The 19,761-nt window shown below is 38.4% G+C and carries 17 protein-coding genes and 1 rRNA gene; 1 reads left to right on the top strand and 17 read right to left on the bottom strand.

Annotation, left to right across the window (positions count from 1 at the left end):
- The 6 genes from ACXIUD_RS12855 to rpmH form a co-directional block, all read right to left on the bottom strand.
- A 16S ribosomal RNA gene (locus tag ACXIUD_RS12855) occupies positions 1 to 85 on the bottom strand; the annotation flags it as partial.
- A 374-nt stretch (positions 86 to 459) separates the two neighbouring features.
- Entirely contained in the window at positions 460 to 972 is a 513-nt protein-coding gene (locus ACXIUD_RS12850) for a DUF2480 family protein (RefSeq protein ID WP_458053049.1), read from the bottom strand.
- Positions 969 to 1,661, bottom strand: coding sequence for a tRNA (adenosine(37)-N6)-threonylcarbamoyltransferase complex dimerization subunit type 1 TsaB (gene tsaB, locus ACXIUD_RS12845; RefSeq protein WP_458053048.1), 693 nt, complete (start codon positions 1,659 to 1,661; stop codon positions 969 to 971). Before tsaB ends, ACXIUD_RS12850 begins: the two co-directional genes overlap by 4 nt.
- A 3-nt stretch (positions 1,662 to 1,664) precedes the next feature.
- The gene (locus ACXIUD_RS12840) at positions 1,665 to 3,326 is read right to left on the bottom strand and encodes a S41 family peptidase (protein WP_458053047.1); all 1,662 of its coding nucleotides are present in this window, start codon (positions 3,324 to 3,326) and stop codon (positions 1,665 to 1,667) included.
- Positions 3,307 to 3,711, bottom strand: coding sequence for a ribonuclease P protein component (gene rnpA, locus ACXIUD_RS12835; RefSeq protein WP_458053046.1), 405 nt, complete (start codon positions 3,709 to 3,711; stop codon positions 3,307 to 3,309). Before rnpA ends, ACXIUD_RS12840 begins: the two co-directional genes overlap by 20 nt.
- Before the next feature lie 45 nt (positions 3,712 to 3,756).
- Complete coding sequence (gene rpmH, locus ACXIUD_RS12830) at positions 3,757 to 3,915, bottom strand: 50S ribosomal protein L34 (protein WP_189586598.1); 159 nt, start codon at positions 3,913 to 3,915, stop codon at positions 3,757 to 3,759.
- Between the two features lie 138 nt (positions 3,916 to 4,053).
- Between rpmH and ACXIUD_RS12825 the strand changes: the two genes are divergently transcribed.
- Positions 4,054 to 5,703: a M61 family metallopeptidase gene (locus ACXIUD_RS12825; RefSeq protein ID WP_458053045.1), complete on the top strand. Its 1,650-nt coding sequence runs from the start codon at positions 4,054 to 4,056 to the stop codon at positions 5,701 to 5,703.
- A 32-nt stretch (positions 5,704 to 5,735) separates the two neighbouring features.
- Here the strand turns inward: ACXIUD_RS12825 and ACXIUD_RS12820 are convergent, their stop codons facing one another.
- From ACXIUD_RS12820 to ACXIUD_RS12770, 11 genes are all read right to left on the bottom strand, one after another.
- Entirely contained in the window at positions 5,736 to 6,458 is a 723-nt protein-coding gene (locus ACXIUD_RS12820; RefSeq protein ID WP_458053044.1) for a peptidase, M16 family protein, read from the bottom strand.
- 66 nt (positions 6,459 to 6,524) lie between these two features.
- Positions 6,525 to 8,567 (bottom strand): insulinase family protein, encoded by a 2,043-nt coding sequence (locus ACXIUD_RS12815; protein ID WP_458053043.1) that lies wholly within the window; start codon positions 8,565 to 8,567, stop codon positions 6,525 to 6,527.
- A 33-nt stretch (positions 8,568 to 8,600) separates the two neighbouring features.
- Positions 8,601 to 9,926, bottom strand: coding sequence for a M16 family metallopeptidase (locus ACXIUD_RS12810; RefSeq protein ID WP_458053042.1), 1,326 nt, complete (start codon positions 9,924 to 9,926; stop codon positions 8,601 to 8,603).
- A 688-nt stretch (positions 9,927 to 10,614) separates the two neighbouring features.
- Positions 10,615 to 11,610 carry an adenosine kinase gene (locus tag ACXIUD_RS12805; protein ID WP_458053041.1) on the bottom strand — a complete coding sequence of 332 codons (996 nt, stop codon included), beginning with the start codon at positions 11,608 to 11,610 and terminating at the stop codon, positions 10,615 to 10,617.
- Positions 11,611 to 11,651: 41 nt separating this feature from the next.
- Positions 11,652 to 12,818 carry a hypothetical protein gene (locus ACXIUD_RS12800; protein WP_458053040.1) on the bottom strand — a complete coding sequence of 389 codons (1,167 nt, stop codon included), beginning with the start codon at positions 12,816 to 12,818 and terminating at the stop codon, positions 11,652 to 11,654.
- A gap of 101 nt (positions 12,819 to 12,919) precedes the next feature.
- Positions 12,920 to 13,900, bottom strand: a complete 981-nt coding sequence (locus ACXIUD_RS12795; protein ID WP_458053039.1) for a DUF4221 family protein — start codon at positions 13,898 to 13,900, stop codon at positions 12,920 to 12,922.
- Between the two features lie 446 nt (positions 13,901 to 14,346).
- Complete coding sequence (locus tag ACXIUD_RS12790) at positions 14,347 to 15,222, bottom strand: glycerophosphodiester phosphodiesterase family protein (protein ID WP_458053038.1); 876 nt, start codon at positions 15,220 to 15,222, stop codon at positions 14,347 to 14,349.
- Between the two features lie 64 nt (positions 15,223 to 15,286).
- Complete coding sequence (locus ACXIUD_RS12785) at positions 15,287 to 16,690, bottom strand: toxin-antitoxin system YwqK family antitoxin (protein ID WP_458053037.1); 1,404 nt, start codon at positions 16,688 to 16,690, stop codon at positions 15,287 to 15,289.
- Positions 16,691 to 16,822: 132 nt separating this feature from the next.
- A complete protein-coding gene (rimO, locus tag ACXIUD_RS12780) occupies positions 16,823 to 18,133 on the bottom strand; it encodes a 30S ribosomal protein S12 methylthiotransferase RimO (RefSeq protein WP_458053036.1) in 1,311 nt (436 codons plus the stop codon).
- 300 nt (positions 18,134 to 18,433) lie between these two features.
- Complete coding sequence (locus ACXIUD_RS12775) at positions 18,434 to 18,970, bottom strand: helix-turn-helix domain-containing protein (RefSeq protein ID WP_458053035.1); 537 nt, start codon at positions 18,968 to 18,970, stop codon at positions 18,434 to 18,436.
- A gap of 7 nt (positions 18,971 to 18,977) precedes the next feature.
- Positions 18,978 to 19,592: a DUF4230 domain-containing protein gene (locus tag ACXIUD_RS12770; RefSeq protein WP_458053034.1), complete on the bottom strand. Its 615-nt coding sequence runs from the start codon at positions 19,590 to 19,592 to the stop codon at positions 18,978 to 18,980.
- Positions 19,593 to 19,761: the final 169 nt, after the last annotated feature.

The raw sequence follows: 19,761 nt of genomic DNA, 5'->3' as shown, positions 1-19,761 counted from the left end.
ATTGCTACACAACTTGCCGCTCGACTTGCATGTATTAGGCCTGCCGCTAGCGTTCATCCTGAGCCAGGATCAAACTCTCCATTGTAAAGTTTTTTCCGACTTATATTCCTATAGTCATTTGTTTCCTATAAGATCTCAGGTGCAAGAATTAAATCTTGCTTGCTTAAATTTCTTTCGTCTTCACAATTTCAAAGAACTTATGCTTCTCGTTGAAGCTTTGTTTGAAGGTCTTTCCCTCAAAAGCGAGTGCAAATATGGCAGGTTGATTTTTTAAATCCAAAAAGAAAAATGATTTTTTTAAAAATTTATTTTTCTTTCCAACTTACCTCTTCCGCTTGTCAAATTTCAATTCTCTTTTCCCTCATTTGGGATTGCAAACTTAGTATGAGTTCCCGTATTTACCAAACAGCCCCCTCAAAAAAAAAGAAAGATTTTAGTAAAAAGCTGGAAACAAGGCTACTAATTTTCCTTAGGCTTTTTATACAATGGAACGGTACTGCATGGCTCTCCATACATAATGGATTTTGCCTTGCTTTGAAGCATCCCTAAGACCTTACCATAAGCGTATAAAGGTAAAGGATATTTACTGCAGCCCTTAATTACAACCGGACGATCAGCATACTCATTCACCTCTAAAGACTGAATGGCTTGATCAAATAAGTATTGCTCTAAGCTATCCACCCCCCCAATTACAAAAGGCACAGCAAGCGGCTGAAGATAAGTGCCCACCAAAATAAAAGCCCAATTAGGAACAATCGCATCAGCTGTACATGTGATAGCAACCACCTTCCCTTTGTATTGAGACCAATCTAATGCTTTCAAAGCCTCTCGAAAATCCTTTTCTTTCAAAATCAACTCTTGGAATAAAAATGGTTTGAGATCAAACACCACCCGTTCACGCTTATCATAGAAATCTTCCAAATCAATGGTTCGGATGGGACTATTGGCAACTCTATTGATAATTTCACTCATAGAAACAAAGGATTTTTCTTTGAAGCTAAAACCCTAAATTCTTTTAAGTAGTTCGGCTCGAAATAGGCTAAGTCAGCAAAATCTTGACGAAGAAATTTTTGATAGGCCAACACACCTATGGAAATAGCAGAGTTTTGCTCAGGATGAAAGCGAGCATTCGTATGTTGAATAAGTTCTTGAAACTTGCTTGAACCATCTCCTAAAAAATGTACCTCACCTTCCTCTAAAAACTGCTGGAAAGTAGTTTGCTCTAAGATCAACGGATGAACTTCTATGACAACGTTCATCCTTGCATCAAAGACTGCTGTATACACCTCCATCCTTCTAGCATCGATCATTGGGACAATCCAAGATTTTTCGTGCGCTACATAAGGAATAGCTCTTTGCGCCAAGGCTTGTAAGGTATCGACTACAATCACAGGCTTATCTAAGGCAAATGCTAAACCTTTGGCGACAGAGACTCCAATACGAAGGCCCGTATAAGAACCTGGGCCTGCTGAGACAGCGATAGCATCCAATTGTTTTGAGGCAATATTTTCTTCCATCAGCAATTGCTCTATAGAAAGCATTAATTGCCGTGCATGTGCATTCTCCTGATTGGATTCTAGGAAATTAAGGCATGTTCCATCATTATGAATGGCCACAGAACATACTTGTGTAGCAGTCTCAATGGAAAGTATCAAAGCCATAATTTACTTTGCTCTTGCAGTCAATAAGGTTGAAAGCTGTTGAGGGGAGTTTAAGATTTCAAGTGCGAGCTTAACATCTTCATCCCATCTTAGAGAAGACTCTACAACACCTTCCTGATAGAAATACCTAGAAACAATTTCTTCCCTCAATGCACTTTTGATTTCATCTTTAAATGTCATCAAATCCTGCTCTTTGCTATGGTTGATCTTAATTTTCAATTGCTCTATCTCATCTTGGATTTTATCATACGCACGCTCTCGTTTAGCATATCGCTCCAAATCTTCAATGGATCGCTCCAAGAAAGTAGTGTAATCGTATTCTTTATCCTCCAACCACGCTACAAAATCTGCATACATGGCATCATCTATTTCAAACTTGGAAGGTATCGCAATCTCCTCATTTTTCAAGAAGAACTTATTACCATAATCAAACACAAGGTTTCTGGCCACCAAACTAAAGGTGATTGGCGCAAATGTCCTAGACTCGATCATTTTATCCGGCTCTATACCAGCTCCATCCCTAACAATCCTACCATTTTTAGTAGTAAATTCGTTTCTAAGTGAATCAGGAATAGAATTGGAGTTACCATTTTCATCCTTTTTACTATAATCAATTGCTTGGATACATCTTCCACTTGGAATGTAATACTTTGCAGTTGTCACTTTGATTTGAGAATTAAAAGATAAAGGAACTGTTGTCTGAACCAAACCTTTACCAAAAGTCTTTCTGCCCACGAGAACTGCGCGATCATAATCTTGCAATGCTCCAGCAACAATTTCTGCCGCAGAAGCAGAACGCTCATTAATCAATACTACTAACGGGATATCCTTGTCAAGCGGACTTTTGGTGGTTTTATAAACAGAATTGGCATTTTGAATTTTGCCCACTGTACGCACTACTTCTCTACCTTTTGGAATAAATAGATTGACTATCTCAACAGCCTCTTTTAAAATCCCCCCAGGATTGTCTCGTACATCCAATACAAGTCGCTCAATTCCCTGAGATTTCAAATCAATCAAGGCATTTCTTACATCGGCAGCTGCATTGGTGGTAAAATCACTCAATTTGATATACCCTGTTTTATCATCCAGCTTCCCATAGTATGGCACATTACTGATGACAATTTTTCTTCTTGTTAAATTAACCCCAAGCGTGTCATCTCCCCTTTTAACTTTAACAAAAACTTCTGTATTCGCAGGACCTTTCAATAATCGTGAAATTTCAGCCGTACTTTTAGAAATTACATTTACCGTGTCTACTTGTAAAATTGCATCACCCACTCGAAGGCCACCTGCTTGAGCAGGAAAACCTTTATAAGGCATCAAAATCATATTGACACCGGTACGATTTCCAATCAAAGCACCCACGCCTCCATATTCACCAGTAGTCAACAATCGGAAATCATCTGAGTTTTCTTCTGGTATAAACTCTGTGTAAGGGTCCAATTCCTCCAGCATGGCATTGATACCGATTGTCACCAACTCCTCCACATCAATTTCATCTACATAATAGGAATCCAATTCCCGAATAAGGGCTGCGAAAATATCCAGATTCTTGGCAATAGTAAACAGTCTGTCATTTTTTAAGACAAATGAAAAAGTAAGTACTGATGTAAGTAAAATCAGTAGACCTGTGATAATTCTTTTATTTGTCAACTTTTGCATGGGTTTGCTTTGCAGGCGGTTGTTCATGATTGATTTTTTGAAGCACTTTGATGAGTTTTTGTTGAATCACATCAAATGGCATTACTTCAGAAGAAACGAAAATTAGGCCAATTAGTTGATTTGTCCCAGCTTGCGCTGTTAAAATATGTTTATTCAACCGATAACCTTCCCGTATTCTGCGTTTGACGAGGTTTCGCTGTACCGCTTTTTTGATTTTTTTCTTTGAAACAGAGAAAAGTACCTGAGGAGCTTTTGCCTCATCTGAAGGGAAGTCATACACCAAGACCTTGAAGGGGTATAAAAAAAAAGAGGAACCTTTATCAAAAAGTTCCTTTATTGACTTTTGAGCATGTAACCTCTCTGACTTGGGAAGTTTAGTATTCATAGCATCAACGTTCACGTATCTAAGGTACGAAAAGTCAGGCTAGAATTACTTCTTCAACGTTTTTTCGTCAGATACAGTTAGCTTATGTCTTCCTTTAGCTCTTCTAGATCTGATCACTCTCTGACCATTACCAGTAGACATTCTTTGTCTGAATCCGTGCTTGTTTCTTCTTTTTCTACGAGAAGGTTGAAATGTTCTTTTCATGACGCTATGTTTTTATACAATTTATTCAAGTTCGAGTATGTCCAATTGAGGATTCCCACAAAAGGACTGCAAAGATAGATAGCTTTTTTTTATTTACAAACCTGTGAATTACTTTTGTTTGAATCTGACCAACAAATCATGCACTATCATATCCAACGAAAGGCAATTACCAGTCAATTTATCCAAGTGAGCCTATTCATTTCTGTAATTAAGGGAGAAATTTTGAAACTCCAATTGGCTGCTTGGAGGCCTGGACGCTATGAGTTGGCAAATTACGCACAAAATATCCGTTTTTTCCAGGCAACTCAAACGGGTAAGCCAATTCCCTTTAAAAAAATCTCTAAAGATTGCTGGGAAATTTTCCCAAGTAGCTCTCATGAAGTCCTCATAGAGTACGAATATTTTTGCAATCAAATGGATGCCGGCGGAAGTTGGTCAGATGACGAACAATTGTATCTCAATTTTAGCAACTTCGCATTTGATCTACTTGGACGCTCAGAGGAAAATATCACCATTGACCTTGATATCCCCTCTGATTATCGAATCGCCTGTGCACTTCCTCTGGATGGCACTATGTTGAAAGCTGAGAATTATCAAGAATTAATGGATAGCCCCCTGATTGCTTCTCCTAACCTCCAACAGTTTTCATACCAAATCGGAGCCTCCCTTTTCAAGGTATGGATTCAAGGGGAAATCTATTTTGATATAGCTGACTTTTTACTGATTTTAAAGAATTTTAGTCAAACGCAGATTCAAAGTTTTGGTGATTTCCCCGCCGAAACTTACCATTTCATGTATCAGCTACTTCCATACAAACATTACCATGGTGTAGAACACCGTTTCTCAACTGTCATTACTTTTGGACCTGATGAATCTTTACAAGAGACTCAGCAAATACAAGAGTTAATAGGAGTGAGCTCCCACGAACTGTATCATTTTTGGAATGTTTGCAGAATACGACCAAGAGGCATCAGTCCTTATGACCTCTCAAAAGAGGTTTACCTAGAGGAGGGATTAGTGTTAGAAGGAGTTACCACTTACATGGGAGATTTGATGTTGCTCAAGTCAGGCTACTTTTCATTAGAGCAATATTTGAATGAATTAGGAAGACAGATTCAAAAAGAGTCTGAAGGCTTTGGTTGGAGAAATCAATCCATAGCTGAGTCAAGTTTGGACCTGTGGCTCGATGGATACAAGGCAGGAATTCCTCATAAGAAAGTTAACATTTACAATAGGGGAGCCTTAATAAGCTTCTGTTTGGATGTTTGTTTGGTGGAAAATGGAAGCAGCTTGCAGGCATTGATGCGAAAACTTTGGAAAGCATACGGAAAAGATAGTCATGGCTATAGGTGGATGGAATTTTTAGATGTACTTAGGGATTATGGAAATCCATCAACAGACGTAGAGCAGATTATTCAAGAGTTAATTCTGGGAAAAAAAGATATCATTCCATTTTTAAATTACGCACTGGCCAAAATCGGAGTTAATCTATGTGAAAATTACCAAAACGATCCACTCCGGCACCAAGCAGGGATTATCGTAGACAGTTCCCAATCCATCGTTAACATTCATCCTGATTCATCTGCCATTCATGTGTGTATGCTCAAGGATCAACTTTTGGACTGGAATATGAATCAAAAATCAAAAAAAATATACGCTACTGTTTTACGCTATGGCAGAAGGCTTACCCTAGAAATCCCAGTAAATAAAAAAGCTTATTTCCCAATCTGGAAATTAAACATTTCCAATGCTACTACACTTCGTAATCACTGGAAAAAAATCAATTAAAAAACAAAGGCCTCCGGGGAGGCCTTTGTTTTTTAATTGAAATCAGCATCGCTTAAATTAGAATTAAAAGTCACTTGAATCACTTTTGCTTCTAATTCCATAGGAAGCATTGGGCTAACGATCGTTAACTTCATTGGTACCAATACACCATCTTTCTCTTGATAATCCTGATAGGTGATTTCTCCGGTAGCATCCGAACTTGTCCTTAGTTTTAATCCTGATTCAACAGAGTAATACTCAGTTGTCTTCATTCCATTGGGAGCAGTCAACACCAATTTATAGGCATCCTCCTTTTTAATTTTTTTTGTCCCTTGCACCTCCATCTTATACCCCATCGCTTCGTACTGAGCTTCGGGGAAAGCATAGGTTTGAATCTTTAACATTTCTGCCATATCATCAGGAATAGCTTGTTCCTGCCCCATAGCCATTGCCTTAGCCTTCCCATCTTTGTAGATGGTTTTGGAGGCCACATTGCCCATGAAGGCAGTTTGCTGCATCATTCGGTGATTTTCACTATCAGAAACTGTTTTCATGACTAATGTAGCTCCTTGTATAGATGCTTCCATGATCATGGTAGAATTTTTGATTTTAGCGACATTTTCTTCACCACCTACCGCTTGAATGTACTTTGCAATAACAGACGCCGGATCATTTTCGACTATTCCTGTATTTGCTTCGGTTGACTCCCCAATAGAAGCAAAACTTTGTGCAGCTAAGATAGCTACCATTACCCAAAGTGATAGAAGTTTTTTCATGTATGAATTGTAAAGGTTAGTGTTTAAAACTACGAAAAAGGGAGCATTAAGCCCCCTTTTATTTACTTATTTAAAATCTTCAGCAGAAACAGCCGCGTTAAATTCGATTTTTTCCACTCTAGTTTCCAAAGCCATTGGCAACATTGGGGATTTCATCACCATCAACATAGGATATTTCACACCATCTACTTCTTTGTATTCTCCGTAAGTCATTTCACCAGATTCAGCAGATTCCGTTTTGATTTTTAAACCGCTTTCCACTGCAAAATAATGTGTCTGAGAAGTACCCATAGGATTAGAAACGATTAATTTATATGCTTCTTGCCCATCAACGTCTTTGATACCATCCAATACTACAGTATAACCAAGATCATCAAAGTGAATTTCTGGTATCAAGAACATACTCATTTTTATAGCTTCTGCCATTTCATCGTTCATAGGTATCTCTTGACCATTAGCAGTGATCGAGGCTTTCCCATTAACCACAGCTGTATTGGAGGCCACATTTCCCATTACAATGGTCTTTTGGCTGAATGATAAGTTAGGCTCATCAAACACAGAATTGATTTGTAACTTCATTCCCTGAATCTCAGCTACAGACTCTATCCTTGAAGTTTTGATATTTCTTACATTAGCAGCTCCACCGATGGCAGCAATATATGCATCAATCACATCTTGAGCAGTGATATCCTCAGACATAGCAATCTGACGCTCAGGTTCTCCTGTGTTGGTGAATCGCTTCACTTCTCCAAATGCAAGCAAAGAGTTCGCGATTTCTGCTCCATTACCTACTACAGTAATGTACAAATTGTCTGGTTTTAAGTATTTCTTAGCCGCAGCATTGATATCTTCTACCGTCAACGCATTCAACTGCTGAAGGTAAGTACTGTAGAAGTCTTTCGGTAAGTTGTAACGCTCTGTGTTGATAGCAAAGTTGGCAATCGTAGAAGGAGACTCTAAAGATCTACCAAAAGAACCGCTCAAATTAGCTTTGGCTGCAATCAACTCTTCTTCTGTAATTCCATTATCCCGTAGGTTTCTGATTTCATACACCATTTCAACAATAGCAGAGTCAGTAGCCGTTTGCTTGACACTTGCATTGGCACGGAAGCTTGTTATTAGTTTATCAGAACCAATAGAAGAATAGGCCCCATAAGTATAGCCTTTATCCTCTCTCAAATTCATAAATAATCTAGAAGAAGAACCTCCACCCAAAATATAGTTCAAAACTCTTGAAGCTAGATAATCAGGATTGGTCAAATGCATTTCCATCGGATAGGTGATGTTCACTACTGACTGAACAGACGCTGCTCTATCCACAAATGCTACAAAAGATTGCTCTGGAGCAGCTGGCTTTGCATAGGTTTTAGAAGGTACTGTACCTCTCTCCCATTTGCTAAAGTATTTGTTGACCAATTGTTGAGCCTCAGCCTTATTAATATTTCCAACAATTGCTAAGTAGGCAATATTTGGTTTGAAATAGGTATTATAATAGGCTTTGAAGTCTTCTACAGTTACATTATTCAATGTAGTCTCAGTTTCATCTTCCCCATAGGGGTGATCGGAACCAAAATTCAATTTCGAAGCCAATCTGCTAGAAATCGCATTGGGGTCATCTTTGCTGGCAGCCAAACCTGTTATGGCTTGCTTTCTAAGCTTATCCAATTCTTCTTGAGGAAAAACTGGATTATACATGATATCACTCATTAATTCGAGTAACTTATCCTGGTGTTTCTTTAAGGAAGAACCAAAAATGGAAGAAGCACCTGCACTAATACTTGCGCCTATAAAATCGATTTCTTCGTCCAATTGGTCCTTGGTACGGTTTTTAGTACCGCCCATTTTCATCTCCCCATACATTCCCAACATGCCAGATTTCTCACCTTCCAAAATTGGATCTCTATCCAAGACCAAAGAGAATGCTACCCTTGGCAATTTATTATTCTCCACAACGAATACCTTTAGTCCATTTGGAAGCGTAAAGGAATCTGCATTCCCTAATTGGATTTCACGCGCTGGTGCTGGATCCGGATAACGGGAACGATCAATTTGTGCTACGGCTAAATTGGCAAACGCAGCAAGTAAAATGAATATAAATAGTTTTTTCATGTCTTTCTTTCGTTAAAAACCTGCGTTGATTAATTATTCTCCTTGAGCTGACTTAGGAAGGTAGTACAATACCACTCTCCCATCTAAAGTCAAGTACTCATTTGCCACACGCTGAAGATCTTCACGGGTCACTTTTCTGTACTGCTCCAAGGTACGGTTGATATAATTAGTATCCCCAAAGAATACCCTAGCCTCAGCTAAATTTTGCGCAATACCCGCCATAGAACTGTTTTGGCTCACAATATTGTTTTCAATAATATTCTGAAGCTTCAAGAAATCATTTTCAGAAATCCCATTTTGCTGTACTTGAGCTAACAAACCATCCATTTGGTCTTCCAAATCCTTTGGCTCTACTCCCATGTTGGTAATAGCATACATTAAGAATACCCCACCATCTTCTAAATCCAACGGAATAGCCGCTACGGCCAATGCCTTTTGTTGTTTGTCAACCAACTCTTTGGTCATCAAAGAAGAATTACCTCCCGTCAAATAGGTAGATAGCATTGACATAGCATAGGAGTCAGGATGATTCTTCTGAGGTAAATTATACGCTTGAATAATTGCAGGTATTTGAATATTGTCATAAACAATATCTCTTATTTCCTGTGTTTTTCTTGGCTCTTTGATATTAGGTCTGTAAAACTCCGATGGCCCTTTTGGAATTTCTTCAAAATATGCCCTCACCCAAGCTTCAGCCTGTGTATAGTCAATATCACCGGCAATTGTTAATACCGCATTATTTGGCACATAATAAGCTTTATGAAAATCCATAAACTCCTGAAGTTGCGCTGCATCCAAATGCTCCATGGAACCAATTACAGGCCACTGATACGGATGCTTTTCAAAAGCACGCTTCATTGTCTCCGGAAGAATGGTCCCATATGGACGGTTATCGTAAGACTGTCTTTTTTCTTCTTTAATCACCTCGCGTTGCGTATCTACACCAATTTGATCAATTTTCGGGTGCAGCATACGCTCAGACTCCATATACAAGGCTGTTTCCAGTTGATTGGAAGGTACAATCTCATAGTAATAGGTGATATCGTTAGAAGTAAAGGCATTTAAGGTGCCTCCGATCGCTTGGATTTTGTTCATGTATTCCCCACGAGGAATATTTTCTGTTCCTTCAAACAATAAATGCTCGAAGAAGTGTGCAAAGCCTGTGCGGTCAGGACGTTCATTTTTTGATCCTACATGATATAATACTGACACCGCTACTATAGGGGTACTGTTATCTTGATGCATGATGACATGCAGGCCATTATCCAAGGTAATCTCCTTGAACTCGATTTTTGTCTGAGCCCAGCTGAGTGAACTCACCAAAAAGGCCAGAGAGAAAAAAAGCGTAAACTTTCTCATATTGATAAATTAGGTTTATATAATTAGTACTTGATTAACTTTATTTTGTTCAAGCGTTCATTTACGGACAATAGTTTTGAAATACCTAACTTGAACATTTATGATTGTTCAAAACTATACCAGATTATCCAAAGGACTTAAATTTTAACAAGTATTAAGAGCCTTGACTTTACAAAGAAAGATTTCTAGGGACAAGGGTCGCATTGAACGCTATTCCAACCTTCTGGAAAATTATTAAATGCTCCTGTAAAATAAAGGGCAGTTCCTACAGCTACAAGTAAGATACTTACCAAGAGTAATCGTTCTTTTTTTTAGCAACAGACTTCATCTCTTTTTCTTTAAGTATTGAACAAGAAATCATGTATTTCACATAGAAAGCAAAAGCATTTCTGATTTTGCGAAGTCTAAAATATAAAATGGATTTTAAAATCAATGAGTCTCATAAAAAATTAAACGTTTAAATTGATTGCCACTTTATAAAAGCACAAAAAAACCTTCGATTTATTTTATTCATATTAGATTATTTCAATTAAAGGCAAGTTTTAACGATTTATAGAATGAATCATTAACCCAATAAGCGATACAGTTTTCAGATGACTTCTCTCCAAAAGAAGTGATTTTTCTAAAAATAAAATTGGCTGCCTTCTTAAAAGACAGCCAATCATGGTTGATGCAATATATCCAAATTTTATGGATTCAATTTTGTCAAAATCTCTTTAGCTTCATGCCACTTTAAGCGAGGTCCAAACTGACTGACAATTCTAGAACTTGCCATTGAAGCTAACTTCCCACTGGAAGCATAGCTATGACTATTGGTGATCCCGTACATAAATGCCCCGGCAAACATATCTCCTGCCCCGTTGCTATCTACAGCTACTGTTTTATAAGGTTCAATATCGATGAAAGTGTCACCATCAAATATCATCGCTCCATTTTTGCCTTGGGTAATAACAAAGTGCTTGGCTGCTTTTTTCATTTCTTCTCTTGCTTCTGCTAAAGTATCCTTACCTGTAAACAGCAAGGCTTCTTCCTCATTGGCAAACAATAAATCAACGCTTGGACCAATCACATCTTCGAACGCATCTTTGAAGTACTTGACCATGGCAGGGTCAGAGAATGTCAAAGCTACCTTGGTACCAGCTTCCTCAGCAATTTTTTTCGCATGCATCATGGCCTCTTTTCCATTGGGAGAGGTCACCAAATACCCTTCGATAAACAAGTATTTAGAATCTTTGATAGCCGCTTCATTGACTTCGGCAACTGAAAAGTTTTGAGTAATTCCAAGGAAGGTGTTCATGGTACGCTCAGAATCTTCCGTAACCATCACTAAGCATTTTCCGGTGATACCTTCTTGTAAGGTATCTGCATGGAGATTATTATCGACACCCGAATCAGCTAAATCCTGTAAATAGAAGCGCCCCAATTCGTCATTGGCAACTTTACAGCAGTAGTAGGACTTACCTCCAAACTGACTTACAGCTATAACCGTATTAGCCGCAGACCCTCCACATTGCTTTTTTGCCTCTTTGGTATTGATGACACTCATCAAGGCATTCTGACGGTCCTCATCTACTAAAGTCATCAAGCCTTTTTCTACTTGATTATCTTCAAAGAATTTATCAGTTACTTTAAATTCTATGTCAACGAGGGCATTGCCCACGCCCACTACATCGTATTTTTTCATATTGATTTGTTATTCACTTTCAAATGAGGTAAGTCCTCTTTTTATTCAAATATTTTGTGACGCTTGAATGGCTTTGACCGATCAAATAAGTATCGGTAGGTGTGATGGGTTTTATAGATGGTTGCATTCAATTGCTCACAGACCCTCATCATTTTGGGGTTGAAATCTCCAATCCAATTCATTTCTATCGTTTTGTAGGTAAACCAATCATGCCGCGCAAATTTCTCATTGTATGCCATAATCATGGCAGAATCCACACCTTTTCCTTGGAAATCTGGAATTACCCCAAAAACTAACCCGAGCATTTTATTGGGAGGATTGAAGGTTTTATTGTAAAGGAATTTGATTTTTCCCCATAGGTCCAACTTCCCATCCACATACTTGAAAACCTGATTAATCTCCGGAATATTGATAAAAAACGAAATCGGTTCACCTTTATAAAAGCCAAAATAAATCAATCGCGGGTCCATGATGGGTTTCATTTTACCAAACATCAATTGGGTTTCTTTCAATGTTAAGGTCTTGCCCATATGCCGGGACCATGCTTTATTGTAGACATCCATGAAGTATTGAGGCGCTTTTTCTGCGAGTTCTTTTCCTTCGATGTGGCGGAATTCAAAATCCGGATCCTTGAGCACTTCATTAGCCCGAGCAACCATTTTTTCATCAAATCCTACACCTTGAACAGGACGCATGTAGGTAAACTGCTTGAAATACAACTGAAATCCATATGCTTCAAAAAACGCTCTGTAATAAGGGAAGTTCCAAGGCATATTGTAGTTTGGAGGGGAGAATCCTTCCACAAGTAAACCCCACCACTTATCTCGTTCTCCGAAATTGATTGGACCGTCCATCGCTTCCATTCCTTGCTCCTGCAACCAAGCTTTGGCTGTATCAAAGAGCAAAAAAGCTGCTGCTTCTTTGTTAACACATTCAAAAAAACCCACTCCACCGGTTGGCTGCTCTTCCTTCATCTTAGGGTTTACAAAAGCCGCTATTCTTCCAATGGCCACTCCATTTTCATCCTGAAGCAACCACCTTTTGGCTTTGGCACCTAGCTTGAATAACTTGTTGGTTTCAGGATGAAACAGGCCTTCAATATCTTTATCCAATGGTTTGATCCAATTGGGCTCGCCTTTATACAGCCGAACTGCCATTGCTAAAAATTCACGCTGATGTACTGGGCTGTTGACTTCAATGATCTTCATCCGCTACTTATGGTTAAGAAAGGGCGAAAATACGGATATAATCTGAAAGTCCGAAGCTCAATAGTTGATATCCAAACACCAATCCATATAAACAGGAAATTTCATTGGACTACCTGAAATAAATCACCGTAAAGCAGTTGCTCATCATTGACGATAGAAATATCGTGTGGCACCCACAATCCTTTAGAAAAAACAAAGCTCTTTGTGGGATCATATTTCCCTTTGGGAAGCATTTGATTATACACTAGATTAAACTCCTGATCTAAAATAGACAAATACACTTCTCTGTTCTTCACTAAAAAAGTGTAGTAATCTTCCTCATCAGATGACCTGTTCAATTCAGATTGAGAAAAGCGATAATAAACCTTCCTGTGGGGGTCATACATTAGCTTCAAATAATTAGGAGACGAAAGAACCCAATCTTCAAAATAACTTGTTGACCAAGTATCTCGGTTAGTCTGTGGTTCTGCATGTTGCTTCCCTTCAAAGCTTTTTATAATGAGTTCCTTTTGGCTTTTAGATATAGTATCATAGGTGACAACTGTCGGGGAAATCGAATAAATATAACCTAACCCATTCGAAGTCCATGTTACACTAGGAAACGTGGTATAATTCAATGGAACTCCTGTATATTCCTTGGGGTGGTAGATTGGAAGGCTCTCCCAATCACCAGATCTTAAATCTATTCTCCCAAATACCTTTCTTTTTTCTACTTGGCTTCTCTTTGCAAAATAATACAAAACAGATTGTGAACTCTCATCATAAAATAAATGATCTGAGAATCCATCAAAGGGATATTCAGTGTAAACCTCATCTTTTATTGCATCAAGATTTTTAAATAGACTAACAGAATGAAATTCAGTCCCACTTTGGTCAGTAAGAAATAAAACATCTCCAGTCGAAAACACAATAGAATCCGAATTGATGTAGTAAAAGGTATTCGGGTACCTATCGAAATCAAATGAAAGATTAATTTCAATGGGAGTCCCGCCTAAAAGAGGAATTTTTGTGATTTTTCTTTGATTAGGGTCAAAACTAACTAACGTATCACTGTTCACCTGATTAGGCTTATCAAAAATCAAATTGGCGGAGCCTTTTAGGTTATAGCTTGACACATCGAGTGTAAGCTCAACACCCTTTTTCACGTTGGATTGACAAGAAACCAACAATATAATACAACAAATAGGCAGTAAAATTCGCATAGAATAAAATCAAGGGAGAGGAATCTCCCTCTTTTGAAAAATCATTAACAACTAGTAGTATGTGTTAAAGGACAATCTAATCCTTCAGACAAGTACCTACATGCCCAATTCTGTTTCAGAGAACTACAAAACATTTGTCTCAATTTAACTTCACCAAAACCTGAATCCTCAACAGTTTCCTGAGCAATTGATAATTGTGGAATGGATATACTCAGAGCGAATATCAATCCTATAAATAATCTTTTCATAGAAAGTATAATTTGTTTTTTCAAAAAAAAAAAAAATAGAATCCAAATAGACTTTATGAAAATGATAAATAACTGTCTTCAAAGCTTGGGAGCCAAATTCGGATAATCCGTAATAATCCCATCCACGCCCATTTCCAACAATGCCTTCATTTGCTCGGTTGTATTGACTGTCCAAGGAATCACTTTCATCCCTTTCCCCTGCAGTGACTGAACAATTTCAGCTGTCAAGCCCGTAAAATACGGAGAGTAAATCTCTGGTTGAAAACCTAACTCATTCAAATATGCTTCGTAATTCCCCGCATCGGTAATCAACATGGCTAAGGGAACATGAGGGTAAGAAGCTCGGATGTATTTTAATACCCGAAAATCAAAAGACTGTATATTAACTCTTTCCCAACCCACATGCTGTTCGATGAGCTGAACGACATTAGCTGAAAACTCAGGAACAGCAGGATGGTAAACTCCATCTCCTTCCGGTGATGATTTTATTTCAATGTTGTAGAATGGCTGAGGTAAATCATTATCCTTTACATATTTTTCTACCACCACAAATAAATCTTCTAGCTTCGGCTTAGTAGCATAAAATTTTACCTGATCTGGAAACCCTGCATGAAATTTAGATCCGCAGTCATAGGCTAAGGTTTCTTGATAGGTTAATTGATAAATATTATGGGACTTATCGGCCATCGGAATTGGATTTCCCTGAGTGTCTAAACAAATCACCGGATTCATATAGGGTTCATGGGAAAGAATTACCACTCCATCTTTAGTAACTGCCAAATCCAATTCTAAGGTGGTAGCTCCTAAATCGAGCGCTTTAATCATAGAGGGAATGGTGTTTTCCGGCATGATACCCCTACTGCCACGATGACCTTGAAGATCGTATGAAAATTGCGCCTGCACTTGTGTAACTAATAAAGCTGAAAAGAAGAAGATACTGAGTTGTTTTATCATGAGCTTTAAATTTCCCGCAAAATAGATTTTCCTGCTTTTAGATCGATTAGGAAATTGTTATTTTTTAGTTACCTGCATAACGGGAACTGTAAAACAGATTTCGAAAATGATTGTCAGTCCCTTGTCTGTACATCGCCGTATTGGAATCCAAGGTAGGACTTTCTCTCAAAAGAGGGGCTGAACGAACTGGACCATCTTCTTTGATAACATCTTCTTTGATTTGCTCACCATACTCAAAATACTCTCTATTCACTACTTTACCATCTGCATTGTAGGTAAGCCATTCACCATGCGCACTTCCTTCCAAGTATCCTCCAAGCTTTTTTAAATTACTACTTTCTCCTTCAAAGTATAACCAAACGCCATGAGGAATTCCCTTTGCAAATCCCCCTTTTTGGATCACTCTTCCTTCGGCATCGTAAAAGACACGTTCCCCATCCCCATTGGCCAAAGTTCCCGCATCCTTTACTTGACCATTGATTTCCTTAAAATTACTCACTGACAAAAGTTTTCCTTCATCGTATACTTCTTCCTGGAAAACGTGACCTTGACGGTTGACTACTTTCCAAGTGCCTGATTTGACATCTTCTAAATAAAACCCTGTTCGAAGCAATTCATCATCTAAACCTGTCTCTTCAGTCCAAGTACCTAATTTTCTCCCTAAACTATACGTACCTCCTGCCAAAAGCTTACCGTCGATTGTGTAATACTCCCACTTTCCATCCGGCATACCAAATGAAAAACTTTCCTGTGAAGCAAGTTGCCCATTATCAAAATAGGTTTGCCATACGCCGACTTTTTCATTGTTATCAAAAGTCCCTTGTTCTTGCAATTGCCCATTACGAAAAAATGATTGATAAGCCCCTTGTTTTGTATCTTGAATAAAAGCAATCGTTTCTCTGAGCTCTCCATTTTCATGAAACCATTTCCAGTCTCCTACTTTCAAACCATTGTAGTAAAATTCTAATGACTCCTGTACGCCATTGGCAAAAAACCTATGCCATTCCTGATGGGGTTTATCCTGACGAAAAAACCCTTTCACTTGTGGCCTCCCATCCTGGTAAAATGCTTCATAATCACCATCGAGTTTTCCAGCAACCAAATTGACTCTAAACTTTATTGCGCCAGATGTATAAAATTCTTGAAATTCCCCATTCAGAATCCCATGCCTATAGTGTACCACCTGATAGGGTTGATTCATATTGAAATGTTTTTTCAATTGCTTATCCGATACTCGTTGATTGGAAGACTGGGGGGCATACGGTATCGCGGAAGGTTTTTGGGATTTTCGGCTGAAAATCATCCATTCTCCATGTCTCCTACCATTGATCAATACACCTTGCCCGACATACTCAGTTGAACCATTATAAACGGTAACAATTTCTTGTTCTTGGGCTGATAGCTCTGGCACTGCATAGAAGCAAAGCAGCAAAACAGCGAATAAAATTTTAAGGGAGGCTATATTCATGATATTTTATACGATCCTCTACAAATATAAGTTTAAAAAAACCCAGAGAATAAATTTTTCTCTGGGTTATTCTTTGGTTGAATCCAATATCCTTTCAAAGGATTGTTGATAATCATCGAAAAATAGCTCGTTTTATTTTACATCTGCATAGAGGTCAAACTCAGTAGCATCTGTAACAGTAGCTTCCACAAAGTCTCCAATGCGGCAATAATGCTTGCTCGCATCAATTAAAACTTCATTATCTACCTCTACGGAATCGTATTCTGTTCTACCTACAAAATAGCCGTTCTCCTTTTTATCGATTAAAACTTTGAAAGTCTTTCCGATTTTTTCCTGATTCAAATCGTAACTGATTTGTTCTTGGATTTCCATCAGGTGATTGGCCCGTTCCTGCTTGACCTCTTCAGGAGTGCTGTCTTCCATCGTATGTGCATGCGTATTTTCTTCATGAGAATAGGTGAATACACCCAATCGCTCAAATTTCATACGCTCCACAAAATCTACCATCTCTTGAAATTCCTTTTCTCCTTCTCCTGGATGGCCTGTGATAAGGGTGGTTCTGATGGCAATCTCAGGAATTAAGTCTCGGATACTATGGATCAATTCTTCTTGCTTTTCTCGGGTTGTTCCCCTTCTCATGGCTTTCAAAACGTCTGTAGACCCGTGTTGCAAAGGAATATCCAGGTAATTACAAATATTGGATCGCTCCTTCATCACCTCGATCACATCCATTGGGAAGCCAGTTGGAAAAGCATAATGCAAACGAATCCACTCTATTCCATCCACCTCTGAAAGTGCGCGCATCAAATCCGCCAATCTTCTCTTTTTATACAAATCCAAGCCATAATAGGTGGAATCCTGCGCAATCAACAATAATTCTTTTGTTCCATTTGCAGCTTTGTGTTCTGCCTCCTTCACCAAATCCTCAATGGATCTCGAAACGTGTCCACCTCGCATCAAGGGAATAGCACAAAAAGAACAAGGGCGATCACAACCTTCCGAAATCTTCATGTAGGCATAATGTGCATTGTGTGTCAACAAACGCTCCCCTACCAATTCATGCTTGTAATCTGCTTTAAATTTTTTCAATAATGCTGGCAAATCCCTAGTACCAAAATAGGCATCCACTTGGGGGATTTCTTTTTCCAGATCATCTTTGTAGCGCTGTGATAGACAACCCGTTACATAGACTTTATCCACAATGCCTCTTTCTTTGGCATCTACATATTGTAAAATGGTATCAATTGATTCCTGTTTGGCATTATCGATAAAGCCACAGGTATTGATGATGATGATATTATTATCCGAGCTATTGGACTCATGATTGGCATCAATGCCGTTGCCTTTGAGTTGGGTCAACAAAACCTCAGAATCTACAAGATTCTTGGAGCAACCCATGGTAATGATATTTACCTTATCTTTTTTGAGCGTTCTTGCTTTCACTACTTTCCTACTTTGGCGCAAAGTTAGGTAATTCAGAGAGATTTATACTAGACCTCTCTTCGAAATCCCAGCAAGGTCAGTAAAAGGGATGGATACTACATTAACAGATTATTATCAAAAAGTAACTTTACCCTAGTAAGCTTAAAACATCCTTAATGATTTGGTTGCTTTGAAGCAATCCTCCGATAGTACTTTTGAGGAACGTACAGCAAACGAACATTTTTAGAAAACCTTGCAGATTTTTAGGCGTCGATGTGAATCGACGCTTTGCTGTTTTATAGGGAGTTATCTTCTTCTTTCTTAGGAAGAAATCTTTTTAAAAGCCGTAGGGGTCATTCCGGTCACTTTTTTAAATTGGGAAGACAAATGCTGCACCGAGCTATATCCTAACTTCCATGCCATTTCGCTTAATTGAAATTCTCCATAAAATAGCCATTCTTTGACTTTGTTAATTTTGAGTTGGATAAAATAGCGTTCGATGGTCTGTCCTTCCATGCTACTGAATAAATTACTCAGCTTACTATAATCCTCTTGCTGATCTTGTTGAATAGCGTCCATTAAATTGAACCCTTCTACTATAGCCCCTTCTTGGACCAATGAGGTTAACAGGGTCTTCACCTGTTCAATAATAACTGATTCTTTACTTTTGAGGACTTCAAAACCTATCGCTTGCAAGCGCTTTTCCAAAGCGTTGGCTTCTTCTGCTGTCAGGCTATTATTCAAGACCAAACTCCCCAATCTAACCTCTTGAATTGCTAAATTCATATCCTGAGCGATACTCTTAACTGCCATCACACAGCGTGGACAAACCATATTTTTTATCTTCACTTGCTCCATGATAGGATTATCTTCTAAGATTTTTCAATTCCTCTTCTGAATCAATAATGACTTCGTTGTATTGCAATGTCCAACCAAGAGATTTGGTAAGGATAAAAATATTGACCAATTCGGCCATCAAGCGTTCATGGCTATTGTCCAATAAATTGGATTGATTTACCTTTTCTCGAATGCGGGTATTGACTGTGTTTTTGATTTTGTTATAATCAGCAGCTCCGAATTTATTGAAATAATCCTGGCTGACGTCGTAGTATTCGATATCAGGATAGATATTGACTACTGGATCGGGAATACTTTTGAGAATCACGATTTGGTTCTCCATGTCCAGTTCCGTTTGCAATTTCCTCAAATCATACTCCACGGTCACTTTAGCATTAGCTACTACCAAAGCTTTTTTATCCGATTTGAGCATGTTTAGGAAAAGGTTTTGAGAATTTTTAAAGGTAAATACTTGAGAAAAATACCCCTCAGTTACAATAATTTTACCCACCTGTTCAATTTGCTGTTGAATCAGCGCAGAGCTTTCCTGAATCTGTTCTTTACTTTCCTTTTTATCGAGTAGCAGCCATACCATGACAAACAGCACTGCTGCCATGCCAAAGCCGAAAATAAATCGCTTCATTGATAGTTTATTGTAAGTTCAATTTGGTCAATGAATGTCAGTAGTAAGCATTAAGTTTTCTACATTCACTTATACCAAAGGATACTGAAAGATACGGCAAAAATCCTTTGAAGGATAAAAATCACTCAATTTGCTTTGGAAGGTTATGATGGGTGAAGGGATTACAAAT

It is taken from the genome of Mongoliitalea sp., assembly GCF_054166905.1.
This window is presented reverse-complemented; position numbering and strand designations above follow the sequence as displayed.

Bases quoted from the DNA above. Each gene is read 5' to 3' on its own strand.
- ACXIUD_RS12850 (WP_458053049.1), bottom strand. From the start codon at position 972: ATGAGTGAAATTATCAATAGAGTTGCCAATAGTCCCATCCGAACCATT.
- tsaB (WP_458053048.1), bottom strand. From the start codon at position 1,661: ATGGCTTTGATACTTTCCATTGAGACTGCTACACAAGTATGTTCTGTG.
- ACXIUD_RS12840 (WP_458053047.1), bottom strand. From the start codon at position 3,326: ATGCAAAAGTTGACAAATAAAAGAATTATCACAGGTCTACTGATTTTA.
- rnpA (WP_458053046.1), bottom strand. From the start codon at position 3,711: ATGAATACTAAACTTCCCAAGTCAGAGAGGTTACATGCTCAAAAGTCA.
- rpmH (WP_189586598.1), bottom strand. From the start codon at position 3,915: ATGAAAAGAACATTTCAACCTTCTCGTAGAAAAAGAAGAAACAAGCAC.
- ACXIUD_RS12825 (WP_458053045.1), top strand. From the start codon at position 4,054: ATGCACTATCATATCCAACGAAAGGCAATTACCAGTCAATTTATCCAA.
- ACXIUD_RS12820 (WP_458053044.1), bottom strand. From the start codon at position 6,458: ATGAAAAAACTTCTATCACTTTGGGTAATGGTAGCTATCTTAGCTGCA.
- ACXIUD_RS12815 (WP_458053043.1), bottom strand. From the start codon at position 8,567: ATGAAAAAACTATTTATATTCATTTTACTTGCTGCGTTTGCCAATTTA.
- ACXIUD_RS12810 (WP_458053042.1), bottom strand. From the start codon at position 9,926: ATGAGAAAGTTTACGCTTTTTTTCTCTCTGGCCTTTTTGGTGAGTTCA.
- ACXIUD_RS12805 (WP_458053041.1), bottom strand. From the start codon at position 11,610: ATGAAAAAATACGATGTAGTGGGCGTGGGCAATGCCCTCGTTGACATA.
- ACXIUD_RS12800 (WP_458053040.1), bottom strand. From the start codon at position 12,818: ATGAAGATCATTGAAGTCAACAGCCCAGTACATCAGCGTGAATTTTTA.
- ACXIUD_RS12790 (WP_458053038.1), bottom strand. From the start codon at position 15,222: ATGATAAAACAACTCAGTATCTTCTTCTTTTCAGCTTTATTAGTTACA.
- ACXIUD_RS12785 (WP_458053037.1), bottom strand. From the start codon at position 16,690: ATGAATATAGCCTCCCTTAAAATTTTATTCGCTGTTTTGCTGCTTTGC.
- ACXIUD_RS12775 (WP_458053035.1), bottom strand. From the start codon at position 18,970: ATGGAGCAAGTGAAGATAAAAAATATGGTTTGTCCACGCTGTGTGATG.
- ACXIUD_RS12770 (WP_458053034.1), bottom strand. From the start codon at position 19,592: ATGAAGCGATTTATTTTCGGCTTTGGCATGGCAGCAGTGCTGTTTGTC.